This is a genomic window from Billgrantia sp. C5P2 (genome assembly GCF_051062895.2).
Genome location: NZ_CM128542.1, coordinates 621,352 through 637,510 on the forward strand (window position 1 = coordinate 621,352; position 16,159 = coordinate 637,510).

The 16,159-nt window shown below is 65.8% G+C and carries 17 protein-coding genes; 4 read left to right on the forward strand and 13 right to left on the reverse strand.

The window, feature by feature from the left end:
• Nucleotides 1-3: 3 nt before the first annotated feature.
• Entirely contained in the window at nucleotides 4-990 is a 987-nt protein-coding gene (locus ACRWQA_RS02925) for a TRAP transporter substrate-binding protein (RefSeq protein ID WP_434226998.1), read from the reverse strand.
• A 48-nt stretch (nucleotides 991-1,038) separates the two neighbouring features.
• A complete protein-coding gene (locus ACRWQA_RS02930; RefSeq protein ID WP_434227000.1) occupies nucleotides 1,039-1,866 on the reverse strand; it encodes a phosphogluconate dehydrogenase C-terminal domain-containing protein in 828 nt (275 codons plus the stop codon).
• A gap of 243 nt (nucleotides 1,867-2,109) precedes the next feature.
• Here ACRWQA_RS02930 and ACRWQA_RS02935 point away from each other — a divergent pair, with 243 nt between their 5' ends.
• Entirely contained in the window at nucleotides 2,110-2,826 is a 717-nt protein-coding gene (locus ACRWQA_RS02935) for a transcriptional regulator NanR (protein WP_434227002.1), read from the forward strand.
• A gap of 35 nt (nucleotides 2,827-2,861) precedes the next feature.
• Here ACRWQA_RS02935 and ACRWQA_RS02940 read toward each other — a convergent pair whose 3' ends face one another.
• Complete coding sequence (locus tag ACRWQA_RS02940) at nucleotides 2,862-3,122, reverse strand: hypothetical protein (protein ID WP_263581262.1); 261 nt, start codon at nucleotides 3,120-3,122, stop codon at nucleotides 2,862-2,864.
• A gap of 47 nt (nucleotides 3,123-3,169) precedes the next feature.
• Entirely contained in the window at nucleotides 3,170-3,970 is an 801-nt protein-coding gene (locus ACRWQA_RS02945; protein ID WP_263581261.1) for a M48 family metallopeptidase, read from the reverse strand.
• Between the two features lie 120 nt (nucleotides 3,971-4,090).
• On the opposite strand from ACRWQA_RS02945, the gene ACRWQA_RS02950 reads away from it, so the two are divergent.
• From ACRWQA_RS02950 to ACRWQA_RS02960, 3 genes are all read left to right on the forward strand, one after another.
• Complete coding sequence (locus ACRWQA_RS02950; protein ID WP_434227005.1) at nucleotides 4,091-4,978, forward strand: ATP-binding protein; 888 nt, start codon at nucleotides 4,091-4,093, stop codon at nucleotides 4,976-4,978.
• Between the two features lie 93 nt (nucleotides 4,979-5,071).
• A complete protein-coding gene (locus ACRWQA_RS02955; protein WP_434227006.1) occupies nucleotides 5,072-5,521 on the forward strand; it encodes a hypothetical protein in 450 nt (149 codons plus the stop codon).
• 15 nt (nucleotides 5,522-5,536) lie between these two features.
• The gene (locus ACRWQA_RS02960) at nucleotides 5,537-6,640 is read left to right on the forward strand and encodes a PQQ-dependent sugar dehydrogenase (protein WP_434227008.1); all 1,104 of its coding nucleotides are present in this window, start codon (nucleotides 5,537-5,539) and stop codon (nucleotides 6,638-6,640) included.
• Nucleotides 6,641-6,655: 15 nt separating this feature from the next.
• Here the strand turns inward: ACRWQA_RS02960 and ACRWQA_RS02965 are convergent, their stop codons facing one another.
• The 9 genes from ACRWQA_RS02965 to rlmN form a co-directional block, all read right to left on the reverse strand.
• Nucleotides 6,656-7,294 carry a hypothetical protein gene (locus ACRWQA_RS02965; protein WP_434227010.1) on the reverse strand — a complete coding sequence of 213 codons (639 nt, stop codon included), beginning with the start codon at nucleotides 7,292-7,294 and terminating at the stop codon, nucleotides 6,656-6,658.
• Nucleotides 7,295-7,397: 103 nt separating this feature from the next.
• On the reverse strand, nucleotides 7,398-8,801 hold the full coding sequence (gene der, locus ACRWQA_RS02970; RefSeq protein ID WP_263581256.1) for a ribosome biogenesis GTPase Der: 1,404 nt from the start codon (nucleotides 8,799-8,801) through the stop codon (nucleotides 7,398-7,400).
• The gene (gene bamB, locus ACRWQA_RS02975) at nucleotides 8,798-9,982 is read right to left on the reverse strand and encodes an outer membrane protein assembly factor BamB (RefSeq protein WP_434227012.1); all 1,185 of its coding nucleotides are present in this window, start codon (nucleotides 9,980-9,982) and stop codon (nucleotides 8,798-8,800) included. Before bamB ends, der begins: the two co-directional genes overlap by 4 nt.
• Nucleotides 9,979-10,623, reverse strand: a complete 645-nt coding sequence (locus tag ACRWQA_RS02980; protein WP_434227014.1) for a YfgM family protein — start codon at nucleotides 10,621-10,623, stop codon at nucleotides 9,979-9,981. Before ACRWQA_RS02980 ends, bamB begins: the two co-directional genes overlap by 4 nt.
• 34 nt (nucleotides 10,624-10,657) lie before the next feature.
• A complete protein-coding gene (gene hisS, locus ACRWQA_RS02985; RefSeq protein ID WP_434227016.1) occupies nucleotides 10,658-11,998 on the reverse strand; it encodes a histidine--tRNA ligase in 1,341 nt (446 codons plus the stop codon).
• Between the two features lie 28 nt (nucleotides 11,999-12,026).
• On the reverse strand, nucleotides 12,027-13,142 hold the full coding sequence (gene ispG / locus ACRWQA_RS02990) for a flavodoxin-dependent (E)-4-hydroxy-3-methylbut-2-enyl-diphosphate synthase (RefSeq protein ID WP_263581252.1): 1,116 nt from the start codon (nucleotides 13,140-13,142) through the stop codon (nucleotides 12,027-12,029).
• Nucleotide 13,143: 1 nt separating this feature from the next.
• The gene (locus tag ACRWQA_RS02995; protein WP_434227018.1) at nucleotides 13,144-14,121 is read right to left on the reverse strand and encodes a RodZ domain-containing protein; all 978 of its coding nucleotides are present in this window, start codon (nucleotides 14,119-14,121) and stop codon (nucleotides 13,144-13,146) included.
• A 31-nt stretch (nucleotides 14,122-14,152) separates the two neighbouring features.
• On the reverse strand, nucleotides 14,153-14,854 hold the full coding sequence (gene pilW / locus ACRWQA_RS03000) for a type IV pilus biogenesis/stability protein PilW (RefSeq protein ID WP_263581250.1): 702 nt from the start codon (nucleotides 14,852-14,854) through the stop codon (nucleotides 14,153-14,155).
• 133 nt (nucleotides 14,855-14,987) lie between these two features.
• Complete coding sequence (gene rlmN, locus ACRWQA_RS03005) at nucleotides 14,988-16,115, reverse strand: dual-specificity RNA methyltransferase RlmN (RefSeq protein ID WP_263581249.1); 1,128 nt, start codon at nucleotides 16,113-16,115, stop codon at nucleotides 14,988-14,990.
• Between the last annotated feature and the right edge of the window lie 44 nt (nucleotides 16,116-16,159).

The window sequence follows — 16,159 nt, forward strand, 5'->3', positions numbered from 1 at the left end:
GCGTCACTGGGTATTGCGGATACGCTCCAGCAGGTCGCCGTTGAACTCGCCGGCGAAACGGTCGTAGACGGGCTGCACGGCGTCGCGGAACTGCTCGTAGTCGATCTCTTCGACTACCTGCATGCCGTTCTCGCGCAGCAGCTCGACGCCCTCGGCTTCGATACGCGCGACCGACTCGCGGGAGGCCTGGGCTGCCGCCTGCGCCGCCTGGCGGAACCAGCCCTGCTGCTCCTCGCTGAGGCCATCCCAGTAGATCTGCGACATGACTACAGCGGTCGGCGAGTAGACGTGGCCGGTCAGGGTCAGGTGGTCCTGGATCTCCCAGATGCTGTTGACGGTCAGGATCGGGGTCGGATTCTCCTGACCGTCGATGGTGCCCTGCTGCAGCGCAGTGATCACCTCCGTCCAGGAGAGCGGGGCCGGCGCCGCACCCAGCTCGCGGAAGGTCTCCAGGTGCACCCGGTTCTCCATGGTGCGAATCTTCATGCCGCGCAAATCGTCGGGAGTCTCGACAGGGCGCAGGCTGTTGGTCAGATGCCGAAAGCCGTTCTCGGCCCAAGCCAGGCCGATCAAACCCTCACTCTCGAACTCCGCCAGCAGTTCCTGGCCGATCTCGCCATCGAGTACGGCATGAGCGTGCTCGTAGTCGCGGAACAGGAAGGGGAAATCCAGGGCATAGATCGAAGGGATGAAGTTGCCGATGGGCCCTGTCGAGGTCAGCGTCAGTTCCACCGAGCCGATCTGCAATCCTTCGAGAACGTCGCGTTCGCCGCCCATGGCGCTGGCAGGCTGCAGGACGATCTTGAACTCGCCGTCGCTGAGGCGTTCGATCTCCTCGGCGAAAGCGCGACCGGCATCGCCGTAGTGGGAGTTCAGCGGCGGTGTGAAAGCCAGGTTCATTTCCTGTGCGGCGAGGGCGATGCCGCCCGGAAGCAGAGGCAGGGCAAGCGCAATGGCGGTGGTGATCTTCTTGAGGCTGTAGGTCTTCATGGTCGGCTCCTGATCGTTGTCGTTGTGTTGGGTGTTCCGAGGCGGGCATCAGGTGATACGGCGAATGCTCTCGGCGATCTCCTCGGGCTCGAAGACCCGCTTCCAGTCGTCGCGCATGAGCTGTGGCTTGGCATTCTCGATGGCTTTGTTGCAGGCGTCAGAGAACACCCCGGGCTGCTCTTCGAAGGTTACGGCGGCGAGGATATTCATATGGCCGAGCAGGAAGTCGCGGGCGCACTGCTTGTCCACTCCGCGTGCCACGACCTCATCCATGGCTTCGCGCATCACCGCCAGCAGAGTGGCGCAGACGGTTTCCGACAGGCCCGGCTCGAGCAGTGCCATCTGCTCCACGGAGACCTTGTGCGAACGCACCACGGGGGCGTAGATGGTCTTCGCGATCTCCTCGCCGAGGGCGAACATCTCTTCTGGCCCCTGCATCAGGGCACTGACGATATGCTGCTTGGCCAGGTGGCCGCCGAAGAAATCGCGCTTGGCTTGTGGATCGGTCTCGTCATTGAAGATCGGTGGGTGGCAGGGGTGGGTAACGAAGTAGACCAGGTCGTCGCGTTCCGGCAGATGGCCGGCGAAGGGAGCAGCGGCATCGAGGGTAATCACCATGGTGCTGCCGGCCATCAGTGGGGAGAGGCCCTCGGCGATGCGGCCGACCAGATTGTCGGGGACCGCCAGGATCACCACGTCGGCGCCGGGTACGGCTTGATCGGCATCCACGCAGTGAATGCCGAGGCCGAGGGCGAGGCGTTCCCGTCCGGCGTCGCTGACTTCCACGTGGCTGACGTCATAGTCGGAGCGTTGCAGGTTGCTGGAAAGGCGATAGCCCATCTTTCCGCCAGCACCGATCAGCGCAATTTTGGTCATGTGAGGCTCCTGGTCGAAGGGTTCACCGCCAGCCAGGCGGGCGGTATCGGCCGGGCCCGCAAAGCGGAAGAAGGCGTTGCCCGACAACTGGTATGATGACATAATATCTATACCACTTAGTCAAATGCTGCTTTAGTCGTATTTGAGCGCCATGGGTAGATGTCGATAGACTGCCAACGCGTCTGGCACAGCTGGATTCCATCTGAATTGGCCATCGTCCAGAGGCTTGCGAGGAGAAGACATATGCACCCGACCCCCAAGATCACCCGGCGCAAGCTGTCCGACGAGGTCTTCGACCGGCTTTACGAGATGATCGAGTCGGGGCAATACCGCCCAGGCGATACCCTGCCCTCGGAGCGGGAGTTGATGGATACCTACGGGGTGGGGCGGCCGGCAATCCGTGAAGCGATGCAGTCGCTGGAGAGAATTGGCCTGGTGGGAATCAACCATGGCCAGCGTCCCAAAGTACTGCAGCCAACGGCGATGGGGCTGATTTCCCAGATAGACCTGACTGCACGCCATATGCTGGCCAGTTCCCCGCAGTCGCTGGAGCAGTTGAAGGAGGCAAGAACCTTCTTCGAGCTGGGCATGGTCGAGAAGGCGGCGCGCCAGGCGACGCCGGAGGATGTGGCGAGGTTACGGGAGCTGGTGGCGGAGCAGCGCAGCCATTTGAACGAGGATGCTGCTGCCTTCGTGCAGGCCGACATGGCCTTCCATACGGCAATCGCCGGCATGACGCGTAACCCGATCTTCACTGCCACCAGCCAGGCGATGCTCGGCTGGTTGGCCCGCTTTCACGCCAGCATCCTGCATTGGGAAGGCAACGAAGCGACCACGCTCATGGAGCATGAGCGGATCATCGACTGTATCGAAGCAGCGGAGCCCGAGCAGGCGGTCAGAGAAATGAAGAAGCACCTGGAGCGGGCCCGGGCGCTTTATGCCTTGGGCAAACCGACCTAGCCGGTGATGGCCAGGCGCGGTTAGCAGGCTGGCGCTCAGCGCCGTTTGACGTACAGCCCCAGCATGCACATGACCACACCGATCAGCGACAGCAGCATGCCGCCGTTGACCAGCCAGGGCTGACGTTCCACCCAAGGTGCGAAGGGCTGGGGCGTCTCACGGCATACGCTCTCCAGATAGTCCCAGTGGCCACCCTGGATCAGGGTGCATTCGCGCACGTCGCTGAGTTCCCAGAAATAGACGCCCATCAGTACGAAGATGGGCAGTATCAACAGCAGCAGTCCAAGTCTCAGCATCGATACTCCGGCTCATGGGCGAATTCAGTGTCGAGCATGCCAACGCCTCAAGGGCGCGGGCAATTTGGCTGCCGTCCAGCCTGGCGAGCTTGCTCGTAGCGAGCCAGGGCGTTGCCCATTTCGGCCTGCAGGCCCTGCATGCGCTGGCCGTGGCTGGGGTGGGTGGACATCCACTCCGGCGGGCGCGCGCCGCCCTGGGCGCCCATGTTCTCCCACAGCGCGATGCTGGCCCGTGGGTCGAAGCCGGCGTCGGCCATCAGGCGCAGGCCGATCACGTCGGCCTCGCTCTCGTGGCGGCGCGAGAACGGCAGCAGGACCCCGTACTGGGCGCCGAGGCCAAGCGCCCCCATCAACTGCTCTCCTCCCGGCCCCTGCAGACCGGCGGCCGACGACAGCACCGACAGCGCGAGCTGGGTCGAGGTTTGGGTCGAAACGCGCTCGTTGGCGTGGCGTGCCAGCACGTGGCCGATCTCGTGGCCGATTACCGAGGCGAGCTGGTCCTGGTTCGTGGCGACATCGAGCAGGCCGGTATTGACGCCCATGTAGCCGCCGGGCAGGGCGAAGGCGTTGGCCTGCTCAGCTTCGAAGACGCGGATCTGCCAGTCCTGGTTGCGCTCCTGCTCCGGCAGTACGGCGACGATGGCTTCGGCCACGCATTGGGCGTAACGCTGCTGGGCCTGGCCGGCGGGGGGCAGGTCCTGCTGGTACTTTTCGAAGGCCTCCTGACCCATCTGGTTGAGCTGCGAATCTGACATCAGCGTCAGCTGCTGGCGTCCGGTCGGTGAAGTGGTACAGGCGGTAATGGTCAGGGCCAGTGTGGCCACGGCAGCACAGCGAATCCAGCGCATGTTCGATACCTCGTTCGGTCAGATCCCTTGAGACCCTGGACGGGGGGGACGGTTCGCCACAAGATACCCCGAACCGTCATAAGGTCAACCGCAAACAGTGGAAGTCCCGAGGAGATGTCAATGGATGCCGAGCTGAGCCGACGCCTGAACCGCCTGCTGGACCACGTGGAACACTGGCTGCCGCCCACCCCGCAGGAGGTCGACTGGACGCGTGACGTGGCCGCGCTGTGGCAGCGCCATGCGCTCGGTGGCCGGCTGCTGCCGGTGCCGCCCCGCGATGCCCTGTCGCTCGACGATCTGCTGGGCATCGAGCGCCAGAAACTGGCGCTGGTCGACAATACCCGTGCCTTCCTTCAAGGCCTGCCGGCCAACCATGCCCTGCTGTGGGGGTCACGGGGCAGCGGCAAGTCGTCGCTGATCCGTGCCCTGCTCAATAGTCTGGCGGTGGAGGGCTTGCGCCTGGTGCAGGTCGATCGTCACGACCTGGCCGGGCTGCCCATGCTGGTCGAGCAGCTGCGTGGGCAGCCGCATCGCTTCGTGGTCTACTGCGACGATCTTTCCTTCGAGGGTCACGACGATGCCTACAAGGCGCTCAAGAGCGTGCTCGATGGAGCATTGACCGGTCCACCGGAGAACGTACTGCTCTACGCCACCTCGAACCGCCGCCACCTGCTGCCGGAATCGTTGGCCGACAACGCCGACACCCGTCTGGTGGGGGAGGAGCTGCACCATGGCGATGCGGTGGAGGAGAAAATCTCGCTCGCCGACCGCTTCGGCCTATGGCTCGGCTTCTACCCCTTCAACCAGGACACCTACCTGGAGGCTTGCTGCCATTGGGTCACGCAACTGGGCAGCGCCAAGGATTGGAATACCGAGGCCCGCGCCGAGGCGGTCCGCTATGCCACCCTGCGCGGTGGCCGCAGCGGCCGGGGCGCCTGGCAGTTCGCCAGTCAGTGGGTCGGCCAGCGGCGCTTGCGAGACCGTTCCCGTGGCCAGGGGAGTCAGTGAGAGTATGCGACCCCGCGATGAACATGTGCACGTCTGGCGGCTTTCCGGTCGGGGGGCGTGGGGCGGTGATCGAAGCCTTCGCGAGAGGTTATCATGACGAAGCGATGGCGACCGCTGGTGGCGTATGTTGCGGCCGTGCTCGACGCCACACTGCTGGGATCGATCGTGCAGACCCAGTTCAACCTGGCTGCGCTGGGAGCCGAGATCTCATTCTCCACGCGTCTGGCGACCACGGGTCACGATCTGCTGGGGTTCACACCGCTGTACGGCAGCCTCGTCGCCATCATGATGCTGGGGGCCATGCCGGTGGCCACTCTGGTGACACGCTGGCTGGGCTTCGGGGCATGGTCGATTCATGCGCTGGCGGCGGCGCTCGGGCTATGGGGCATGCTGTCGATCGTCGATGCTCTGGTGCCCATGCCGACCCTGGTCGCGGCCACTCGCAGTCTTGAGGGAACCCTGGCGATGATGACAACCGCCGCCCTGGGCGGCTGGGGCTATGCCATCCTGGCGTATCTCGACTGGGACGGGACGTCCTGGTGACCAGCAGGAGGGAGCATGCATCGATTCAGTCGTGTCCTGCTGACCATCGTCGGCTTGTCGGTGTGTCACCCGGTGCTCGCCGTGGACTATCGGATCGAGACGCTGGCCGAGGGGCTCGAACATCCCTGGTCGCTGGCCTTCCTGCCCGGGGGCGGCATGCTAGTCACCGAGCGCGTCGGGAGGCTGCGCCTGATCGGTGCCGACGGCAGGCTGCGCGAAGCGCCCATCGATGGGGTGCCCGAGGTCTTTACCGGTGGCCAGGCGGGGCTGTTCGAGGTGGCGCTGGCGCCGGATCATGGCGTCAGTGGTTGGGTGTATCTGAGCTATGCCTGTGGCACACGTGCCGCCAACACGACCTGCCTGGATCGCGCCCGCTTCGACGGCCGGAGGCTGGTCGCACGAGAGACACTGTTTCGTGCCGAGCCGGGCAAGCAGGGACGCTCCCACTACGGTGGCCGTCTGACCTTCCTGCCGGACGGTACCCTGGTGCTGGGGCTGGGCGATGGCTTCGACTACCGCGAACAAGCCCAGAATCCGGGCAACCACCTGGGCAGCCTGGTCCGCTTGAACCCCGATGGATCGGTGCCCGCCGACAATCCCTTCGTCGATGACCGTGTAGCACGAGCGGAGCTCTATAGCATCGGCCATCGCAATATCCAGGGGGTCGTCTTCGACGAGACGCGCAGTGAGCTGCTCATTCACGAGCATGGCCCGCGGGGCGGTGACGAGCTCAATCGTATCCTTCCCGGCGCCAACTATGGCTGGCCACTGGTCACGCATGGCGTCGACTATACTGGCGCGCGGGTCACGCCCTTCACCGAGCTGCCGGGGTTCGAGGCGCCCTTGCTGCACTGGACGCCTTCCATCGCTCCCTCGGGCATGACCGTGTATGACGGGGAGCGGTTTCCCGAGTGGCGCGGCGACCTGTTCGTCGCGGCGCTGGCCGCTCGCCAGGTGCGTCGCCTGATCCGCGAGGATGGCGAGATCGTGGGGCAGGAAGCGTTGTTCACGGAGCTCGACGAGAGGATCCGTGACGTCCGCAGCGGGCCGGATGGCGCCCTCTACCTGTTGACCGACAGCGCCGAGGGGCGGGTGTTGCGCGTGGTGCCGGCCCCCTAGTCACGTGGAGGCGAATCAGCGCTGCGGAGTCAACTCGCCGTCCTGTCCCACGGCAAAGCGCAGGGTCGGGGTCCACAGCCCGGCCGGCAGCTTCACACCCAGGCCGCGCAGGCTGCCCGGGGTAATGGCCAGCTCGCTGCCCGCGGGGAGTTCGCCTTGGCTTGCCAACTGCGTGGCGAGTTCCACCATGGGCGCCAGGCGCCGAGTGTCGGTGGCCAGCACATCGAAGGCCACGGGCAGGCGCAGCTTGGTGTCATCGGTGGAGGTCAGCGTCACGTCCTGCTGGTAGTTGCCGCTGACCGGCTCGGCGCCGGGCACGTCCAGGGTCCAGCGGAAGCCGGACATCTCCACTGCCGGCATGCCGACGGGCAGCGACAGGCCCATGGCCACGGTGGCCTGTATCGGCAGGCTGCCCATGCCGAGGCTCGAGGCTACCAGCGAGGCGATGTCGCTGGTATCCAGGCCGGCCTGGATCGAGTAGGGGCCGATGCGGACGTCCTCGATGCCGAGCGAGGTCACTGCCAGGCGGAAGGCGAACAGCCCGGTCTGGGGAAGAGCCAGGCAGCCGGTGAGCAGCATGGCCAGGCTCAGCGGGGCAAGCAGGCGCCAGCGGCGGCGCGGTACGACGAAGGACGATACGCGACTCAGGAACATCGGCTCCTCCCGTTGGGAAGCGGGTCAGTAAACAGGGTTGGGGACAGGTCGGATTGCTGGGGTGTAACGGCCCGGCCTTGACGGCCGGACACTTGGACAGGGGTCAGCGGCGTTTGTTGCGGGCTTCGCGGGTGCGTCCCAGCTCGCGCTGCTTGGCTTTCTCCCGGTCGCTGGCACCGGCCTGCGGATCGAACGGGTTGCTGCCAGAGCGAAATTCGAAGCGGATCGGCGTGCCGCGCACCTTGAGTACCTTGCGGAAGGTATTGGTCAGGAAGCGCTTGTAGGCCTCGGGCAGGGCTTCGGTCTGGTTGCCGTGCACCACGATGATCGGCGGATTGCTGCCGCCCTGGTGGGCCATGCGCAGCTTGATCCGGCGACCGTGAACCAGCGGCGGCGGATGTTGGCTGACGGCATCCTGCAGCAGGGTCGTGAGGCGGTTGGTCGACCAGTGGCTGTTGGCCGAGGCGAAGGCGCGTTCGATGGAGGGGTAGAGGTCACCCACGGCGGTGCCGTGCAGGGCCGAGATGAAGTGCAGCTCGGCGTAATCGGCAAAGCCCAGGCGGCGCTTGATCTCGGCGCGCATCTTCTCCTTGGCCTCCTGCTCCAGGCCGTCCCACTTGTTCACTGCCAGCACCAGGGCGCGGCCGGTGGTCAGCACGTAGTCGAGCAGGTGCAGGTCCTGTTCCACCAGGCCGCTGCGTGCATCGAGCACCATGATCGCGACGTGGCACTCCTTGATCGCTTCCAGCGTCTTGATGATCGAGAACTTCTCGGCTATCTCGCTGACGTTCTTGCGCCGCCGCACGCCGGCGGTATCGATCAGTACGTAGGGCTTGCCGCGCCGCTCGAAGGGGATCTCGATGGCGTCGCGGGTGGTGCCGGCTTCGTCGAAGACCACCACCCGCTCCTCGCCGAGCAGGCGGTTGACCAGCGTCGACTTGCCCACGTTGGGCCGGCCGATGACGCCGATGCGGATGCCCTTGGTGCCGGTGTCCGCCGGGATGCTCTGGTCGCGCTCAGGAAAGGGCTCGAGCACCTCCTCGATCAGGCTGGTGACGTTGCGCCCGTGGGCGGCGGCGATGGGGCGGGGATCGCCCAGCCCCAGCTTCCAGAAATCGGCCATGGCCGAATGTTCTTCCAGTCCGTCGGTCTTGTTGACGACGAGCCAGGTCTTCTTCTGGTTGACCCGCAGGTGGTTGGCGATGGCTTCGTCGGCGACCTGCAGGCCGGCCCGAGCGTCGACCATGAACAGCACGATGTCGGCCTCGTCGATGGCCGCCAGCGATTGCTCGGCCATGGCGGCATCGATGCCCTCCTCATCCCCACTGATGCCACCGGTATCGATCACCGTGTAGGCCTTGTCGCCGAGCATGCCGTTACCGTACTTGCGGTCGCGGGTGAGCCCGGGGAAGTCCGCCACCAAGGCGTCGCGGCTACGGGTCAAGCGGTTGAACAGGGTCGACTTGCCCACGTTGGGGCGGCCGACCAGGGCGATTACGGGTGTCATCGATTGATTTCCAGGGCCTCGAGGCGGCCGCTGTTGGCCAACACGTAGATGCGGCGGGAATCGGTGATCGGTCGCAGGCTGATTCCCGAGCTGTCGACCCGGGTGCGGGCGGTGAAGCGGCCGTTCTGGATATCGACCAGATGCACGTAGCCCTCGAAGTCGCCCAGTACCAGGTTGCCGTCGGCGAAGGCCGGAGACGTCAGCCAGCGGCCCTCGAGGTCGCGGTTGCGCCACAGTTCCTCCCCGGTGCGCGCATCGAAGGCGATCACGTGGCTGGCTTCGGTGACGGTGAACAGGCGGTCGCCCACCAGCACCGGGGTCCGGAAGCTGGAGTGCTCACGCTCCCACAGCACCTCGCCGCTGGGCGCTTCCAGGGCTACCAGGCGGCCGTTGTAGCTGGTCACGAACAGTCGGCCGTCGGGGGTCAGCACCGGCTGGCCACCCAGGTCGACCATGCGGTCGATCTCGCTGCGCCCGCGGGGCACGGCGATGCGCCGTTCCCACAGCGGCTGGCCGCTGCGGTTGTCCAGCGTGACCAGGCGGCCGTTGGCGAAGCCGGCGAAGGTCACTGGGTCGATCACCGCGGGCGTGCCGGTGCCGCGCAGGGTGAGGGCAGGTTCGGTGGTGGTATGGACCCAGCGCTCACGGCCGGTGAGCCGGTCCAGCGCCGTGACGGTGCCGTCGACGCTCTGCACCACGAGCAGCTCGTTGTTGGGCTGCGGCGGAGCGAGCACCTCGCTGGAGACGCGTGCACGCCAGCTGACATCGCCGTTGGACTGGCTCAAAGCCAGCACCTCGCCGTTGCGGGTGCCGAGATAGACCTGTCCGGCCACGGCCGTCAGGCCGCTGGAAACGCCGACCTCGAGGTCGGTCTGCCAGCGACGTTCACCGCTCTGGGCATCCATTGCCATGACCCGGCCACGTTCGTCGGCGGTGTAGATCACGCCGTTGTCGAGCGAGGGCGAAATGGGATAGGTGGCTCGGCCGAGGCCCTTGCCGACCTGCTGACGCCAATCGGTATCGAGTTCGACGCTGGCCTCGAAGCGCTGCAATTCCTTGGGGCTGTAGCGTGGTTCCGCCTTGTTGGCACAGCCGGCCAGCAGGCCGAGAGCGAGAGTGGCCACCAAGGCCAGGGATGACTTGCGAGCCAGGAAAGATTGGCGAGTGTATGTCGTCTTCATAGCATGGCCTCTTCGGCACCCAGGTCGTCGAGCTTCAGCTGGACGCCATAGATCGGCTGATTACGTTGTTCGGCGACCGCAAGGGCCTCTTGCCAGGCTTGGCGGGCTTCGTCGTCGCGGCCCAGCGCGCGCAGCGCATCGCCGCGGATATCTGCCTGTTGGGCGGCCAGGGCCGCCGGAACGTCGCGCGCCAGGGTATCGAGCGCGGCTTCGGCGTCGTCGGTAGCGACCTGCAGCCGGGCCAGACGCAGCCTTGCCAGCCCCTGTACGTACGCGTGCTTGCTGGAGGCGATCACCTCGTCGAGGATGTCGCGCGCCTCGTCCAGTTCGCCCTCGTCCACGGCGAGGCCGGCGTCGATCAGGCGCGCCAGGTCGGCGTAGAGCGTGCGGCCGTGGTTGTCGGCGATTTCGGCGACCAGGCTGCGGGCTTCATCAACCTCGCCGCTGTCGGCCAGGCTGACCAGGTGCTGATAGCGCATCGAGGCCGCTTCCGCCTGATTTTCCTGATAGCTCTGCCAGGTATTCCAGCCCACCACGCCGGCAATCGCGATGGCCACGCCTGCGATCAACGCGGTGCCGTTCTCCTTCCACCAGCGCTTGATGGCTTCCAACTGCTCTTCTTCAGTTCTCAGCTCCGCCACGGGCGGTCTCCTTTACACAACAGATGCGGTTCGGTCAGGCGCGCGCACCGCTCACCAGGGTGGCGAGGGTCTCGGCCAGGGCGTCCTGGGACAGGCTCAGTTGCTCGCGCTCCTCGCGCAGGAACTTCAGCGTCGCGCGGCCCTGGGCCAGTTCGTCCTCGCCCAGCAGCAGTGCCAGTCGGGCACCGCTGCGGTCGGCCTTCTTGATGCGGCTCTTGAAGCTGCCACCGCCACAGTGCAACTGCACGCGCAGCTCGGGCAGTTCGCTGCGGACCCGTTCGGCAAGCAACATGGCCCGGGCGGTGGCGCCATCGTCCATGGGCAGCACGTAGAGGTCCAGCTCGCCCAGGGCAGCGTCGGGTACCAGTTCCAGGGTCTCGAGCAGCAGGATCAGACGCTCGATGCCCATGGCGAAGCCCACCGCCGGGGTCGGCTTGCCGCCGAGCTGCTCGACCAGGCCGTCGTAGCGGCCGCCGGCGCAGACCGTGCCCTGGCTGCCCAGCGCCGTGGTGGTCCACTCGAAGACGGTACGGCCGTAGTAGTCGAGGCCGCGCACCAGGCGCGGGTTGATCACGTAGTCGATGCCGGCGGCCTCGAGCAGGGCGGTGAGGCCCTCGAAGTGCTCGCGCGAGGCATCGTCGAGGTGATCCATCAGCTTGGGCGCGTCGGCCAGCATCGGCGCCATGTCCGGGTTCTTGGAGTCGAGAATGCGCAGCGGGTTGCTCGACAGGCGGCGCAGCGAGTCCTCGTCGAGCTGGTCGCGATGCTGTTCGAAGTAGGCCACCAGCTTGTCGCGATAGGCGGCGCGGGCCTCGCTGGAGCCCAGCGAATTGAGCTCCAGGGTGACGTGTTCGATGAGCCCCAACTCCTGCCACAGCCGCGCGGAGAGCAGGATCACCTCGGCGTCGATGTCCGGCCCTTCCAGGCCGAAGGCTTCCAGGCCGACCTGGTGGAACTGGCGGTAGCGACCCTTCTGCGGACGCTCGTGACGGAACATCGGGCCCTGGTACCACAACCGCTGGGTCTGGTTGTGCAGCAGGCCGTGCTCCATGGCGGCACGTACGCAGCTCGCAGTGCCCTCGGGTCGCAGGGTCAGGCTGTCGCCATTACGGTCATCGAAGGTGTACATCTCCTTCTCGACGATATCGGTGACCTCGCCGATGGAGCGGGCGAACAGGGCGGTCTGCTCGACGATGGGCGTGCGGATCTCGGCGTAACCGTAGCGCCGCATCAGCGCCTGAACGATACCTTCGAAGTACTGCCACAGGGCGGATTGGCCCGGCAGCAGGTCGTTCATGCCACGAATGGCCTGGATCTTTTTCTGGCCGCTCTCTTTGGTGCTCGATTGGTTGGTGCTCGACTGGGACTTGCTCAACGGTGGCTCCTTGATGGTCGACGGCCGCTCAGGCCTCGCGGGCGATCACGTTCTGTTCGGCCTGCTCCTTCTCGCGTACCTTTGCGCGGATCAGGGCTTCGAGATCGTCGACCAGATGTTCATTACGCAGCTTGGACGCGGGCTTGCCGTCGATATAGACGAGGTTGGCGGGGCTGCCGCCGGTCAGGCCGATGTCGCTCTCCTTGGCTTCGCCGGGGCCGTTGACGATACAGCCGATCACCGAGACGTCGAGCGGGGTCATGATGTCCTCGAGGCGCTCCTCAAGGGCGTTCATGGTGCCGATCACGTCGAAGTTCTGACGTGAGCAACTGGGACAGGCGATGAAGTTGATGCCCTTGCTGCGCAGGCGCAGGCTCTTGAGCATGTCGTAGCCGACCTTGATCTCTTCCACCGGATCGGCGGCAAGCGAGACACGAATGGTGTCGCCGATGCCGTCCATCAGCAGCATGCCCAGGCCAATGGAGGATTTCACGGTGCCCGAGCGCAGCCCGCCGGCCTCGGTGATGCCGAGGTGCAGCGGCTGCTCGATCAGTTTGGCCAATTGGCGATAGGCGGCTACGGCCATGAACACGTCGCTGGCCTTGACGCTGACCTTGTACTCCTGGAAGTCGAGACGGTCGAGATGGTCGATATGGCGCATGGCCGACTCCACCAGCGCTTCCGGTGTGGGCTCGCCGTACTTGCGCTGCAGCTCCTTCTCCAGCGACCCGGCGTTGACGCCGATGCGGATCGGGATGCCGTTGTCGCGGGCGGCGCCGACCACGGCGCGCACGCGCTCCTCCTTGCCGATGTTGCCGGGGTTGATGCGCAGGCAGTCGACACCGAGCTCGGCCACGCGCAGGGCGATCTTGTAGTCGAAGTGGATGTCGGCCACCAGCGGTACGTTGACCTGCTGCTTGATGCGTCCGAAAGCCTCGGCGGCGTCCATGCTCGGCACCGAGACGCGCACGATATCGGCTCCGGCGGTTTCCAGGCGCTCGATCTGGGCTACGGTGGCGGCCACGTCCAGGGTGTCGGTATTGGTCATGCTCTGTACCGAGATCGGGGCATCACCCCCGACCGGCACCTTGCCGACGTGGATCTGGCGCGACTTGCGGCGAACGATGGGCGATGGGGAATGCATATCACTCTCCCAAGGTGAAACGGGCGACGTTGTTGGCCCCGGCGCGAGCGGAGAGGTCGACGCGCTCGCCGGCCCAGCTCAGCTCGACGGCGGAGGCATTGCCGATGGTCAGGCGGAAAGGGGGCTCTCCTTCGACGGTGGCCGTGGTGCCGGGTTCCTGAAGACCGACGAAAACGCGCCGGTTGTTGGCATCGAAGATCTCGGTCCAGGACTGCTCGTTGAAGGTCAACTGCAGCACGGTGCGGTCGGCGGAGGCTGCTACCCCGGTCTGCTCCGGTTCCTCCTCGTCGATGATCGGCTGCTCGGTGGGGGCCTCTACGCCGGCCTCATCCGGCATGACCGGCTCCTCTTCGTTCATGCCTGCGATCAGCTCGGCTCCGGTGGGATCGACTTCGCTGGACGGCGCTTCGGCTTCGCCAGCGAGCGGGTCGACGCCCTCCTCGGGCAGCGGCGGCAGGGCCTCCTCGACCTCGGGGCGCGGCTCCTCTTCGATGGTGGTGGTGCCATCCAGTGTTTCGACCGAGACCGGGCCGGTCGCGTCGACGGTGGGCGGTTCGTTGCCGTCGCGGCTTTGCCACCACACCAGAGTGAGGCCGATCAGGCCGGCGATCACCAGCAGGGTCACCAGCTTGAACAGCCAGGCGCCGATGCGCGACGGCGGCTTGGTGATCTGGACCGGCGCGACTCGCTGCTCGTTCTCCTGATTGCCGAAGCGGTCTGCATAGGCCTGCAATACGGGGCGGTCGTCCATGCCCAGCAGTCGGGCATAGGCGCGCAGGTAGCCACGGCGATAGGTGGCGACCGGTACCTGATCGTAGCTGTCCTCCTCCATGCCGGTGACGACGGCAGGGCGCAGGTTCAATGCCGTGGCGACTTCCTCGCGGGACAGTCCCTGCGTTTCACGTTCGCGGCGAAGCAGCTCCCCGGGGGAGGCCGGCGACGTGAAGCCGGCGGCATCGATATCTTGGTTGTCGCTCATGGCTGAGCATCCTTCGTCTTGGAGTCGTTGATCAAGGTGCGTCACGCTGCGTATCAGCGCCGGCGGCGGCGATCTGCTGGGCCAGCGCCCGGGCGTCCGGCGTCATGCCGGCAAGCCCCACGAAAATTTCCAGCTGCTGCCGGGCAAGATCGGGATTCCCCTGCTCCAGTTCCAGCGCAGCCAGCGTGAAATAGCTTCTCGGGTTGCGCGGATCGAGGCTGCGGGCTCGCTCCAGGCTATGTCTCGCTTCCCCTATCGCACCGATATCCCACTGGCACTGCCCCAGGTTGGCGAACAGCTGGGCCCGGTTGGCATAGCGAGTATCCCGGGAAGCCAGCTCGAGTTGCTCGCAGGCACGCCGTACCTGGCCGTGCTCGTAGAGAAAAGCGGCGTAGTTGTTGCGTGCGCGGCTGTTGCCGGGAGCGGCCGCGATGGCCCGCTGGAACATCTCGTCGGCCTGCTCGCGCTCGCCCTGGCGCTGGTAGACGATGGCCATGGCCTGAAGCGCCTCGGGGTCGTCGGGAACGCGCTCCAAGGCCCGGTTGAGTGCCGCCATGGCACGCGGGAGATTGCCGCGCTCCAGGTACGCCATGCCCAGCTCGGTGAAGGCCTCGGTCGGGTCTGCATCGGCCTGCTGCTCGAGTCGGTTGGCGCAGCCGGAGAGCCATAACGATGCAACCACCATCGCTACCAGCGGCATGCGTCGGCTTGGCAGATAGGGGGCGCGCGTCATGGCATCCTCATGGTCGGGCCTGTCTGGCTGTCGATGTCTGGCGTGCCTGGTGCCCGGTTGGCGCTGGCCAGGGGTAAAAAAAGCCTGTCCATCAAAGCGCCGTGACGTGTTGAAGTCAAGGCAGCACCCCGCTTCAGTCGGCGTCGATCTGGATCGAGCGGATATAACGCTCGTGGCGGCGGGTACGGTCCTTGACGCGACCCACCAGCTGGCCGCAGGCGGCGTCGATGTCGTCGCCGCGGGTGCTGCGGATCGGCGCCGTGTAGCCCAGCTCATAGAGCCACTGCTGGAAGCGCATCACCTGGTTGCGCGATGGCTTCTCGTAACCCGAATGGGGGAACGGGTTGAACGGGATCAGGTTGATCTTGCACGGCAGCTCGCGCAGCAGCTCGGCCAGCTGCGTCGCGTGCTCCTGCTGGTCATTGACGTCCTTGATCACCGTATACTCGATGGTCACCATGCGCGTGTCGTCGCACTTGGCCAGGTAGCGGTGACAGGCGTCCAGCAGGGTGCGGATGTTGTACTTGCGGTTGAGCGGCACCAGCTCGCTGCGCAGCTCGTCGGTAGCGGCATGCAGCGAGATGGCCAGGCTCACGTCGAGCTCGTCGCCGAGCTTGTCGAGCATCGGCACCACCCCGGAGGTGGACAGGGTGACACGCCGCTTGGAGAGCCCGTAGCCGTTGTCGTCGAGCATCAGCTTCATCGCCGGCACGACGTTGTCGTAGTTCATCAGCGGCTCGCCCATGCCCATCATGACCACATTGGTGACCGGGCGATTGGCGGTATCCTTGCGCGGGCCCACGCTACGCTGGGCAACCCACACCTGGCCGATGATCTCGGCGGCGGTGAGGTTGCGCTGGAAGCCCTGCTTGCCGGTAGAACAGAAGCTGCAATCGAGCGAACAGCCCACCTGGGACGACACGCACAGGGTGCGGCGCTTGCCGTTGTCGGCAGGGATCAGCACCGTTTCCACGTAGCTGCCATCCTCCACCTCCAGCACCCACTTGCGGGTGCCGTCGCTGGAAGTCCCTTCGTAGACCACGCCGGGACCGCGAATCTCGGCTACCTCGGCAAGCCGCTGACGCAGCGGCTTGGAGAGGTTGGTCATGGACTCGAAATCGTCGCAACCCTCGTGATGGATCCACTTCATCACCTGGGCGGCTCGGAACTTCTTCTCGCCGATGGAGAGGAAGAAGGCTTCCATCTCCTCGCGAGTCATGCCGAGCAGGTTGGTACGTTGGGCGGTGGTAGTGGCGGTCATGGCATCACGTCGGTCGGGGCAGGACGAGAGCGGGGACTGGAGCG

What these genes read in the sequence shown, in the direction of transcription:
- ACRWQA_RS02925 (WP_434226998.1), bottom strand. Translation starts at nt 990, where the DNA reads ATGAAGACCTACAGCCTCAAGAAGATCACCACCGCCATTGCGCTTGCC.
- ACRWQA_RS02930 (WP_434227000.1), bottom strand. Translation starts at nt 1,866, where the DNA reads ATGACCAAAATTGCGCTGATCGGTGCTGGCGGAAAGATGGGCTATCGC.
- ACRWQA_RS02935 (WP_434227002.1), top strand. Translation starts at nt 2,110, where the DNA reads ATGCACCCGACCCCCAAGATCACCCGGCGCAAGCTGTCCGACGAGGTC.
- ACRWQA_RS02940 (WP_263581262.1), bottom strand. Translation starts at nt 3,122, where the DNA reads ATGCTGAGACTTGGACTGCTGCTGTTGATACTGCCCATCTTCGTACTG.
- ACRWQA_RS02945 (WP_263581261.1), bottom strand. Translation starts at nt 3,970, where the DNA reads ATGCGCTGGATTCGCTGTGCTGCCGTGGCCACACTGGCCCTGACCATT.
- ACRWQA_RS02950 (WP_434227005.1), top strand. Translation starts at nt 4,091, where the DNA reads ATGGATGCCGAGCTGAGCCGACGCCTGAACCGCCTGCTGGACCACGTG.
- ACRWQA_RS02955 (WP_434227006.1), top strand. Translation starts at nt 5,072, where the DNA reads ATGACGAAGCGATGGCGACCGCTGGTGGCGTATGTTGCGGCCGTGCTC.
- ACRWQA_RS02960 (WP_434227008.1), top strand. Translation starts at nt 5,537, where the DNA reads ATGCATCGATTCAGTCGTGTCCTGCTGACCATCGTCGGCTTGTCGGTG.
- ACRWQA_RS02965 (WP_434227010.1), bottom strand. Translation starts at nt 7,294, where the DNA reads ATGTTCCTGAGTCGCGTATCGTCCTTCGTCGTACCGCGCCGCCGCTGG.
- der (WP_263581256.1), bottom strand. Translation starts at nt 8,801, where the DNA reads ATGACACCCGTAATCGCCCTGGTCGGCCGCCCCAACGTGGGCAAGTCG.
- bamB (WP_434227012.1), bottom strand. Translation starts at nt 9,982, where the DNA reads ATGAAGACGACATACACTCGCCAATCTTTCCTGGCTCGCAAGTCATCC.
- ispG (WP_263581252.1), bottom strand. Translation starts at nt 13,142, where the DNA reads ATGCATTCCCCATCGCCCATCGTTCGCCGCAAGTCGCGCCAGATCCAC.
- ACRWQA_RS02995 (WP_434227018.1), bottom strand. Translation starts at nt 14,121, where the DNA reads ATGAGCGACAACCAAGATATCGATGCCGCCGGCTTCACGTCGCCGGCC.
- pilW (WP_263581250.1), bottom strand. Translation starts at nt 14,854, where the DNA reads ATGACGCGCGCCCCCTATCTGCCAAGCCGACGCATGCCGCTGGTAGCG.
- rlmN (WP_263581249.1), bottom strand. Translation starts at nt 16,115, where the DNA reads ATGACCGCCACTACCACCGCCCAACGTACCAACCTGCTCGGCATGACT.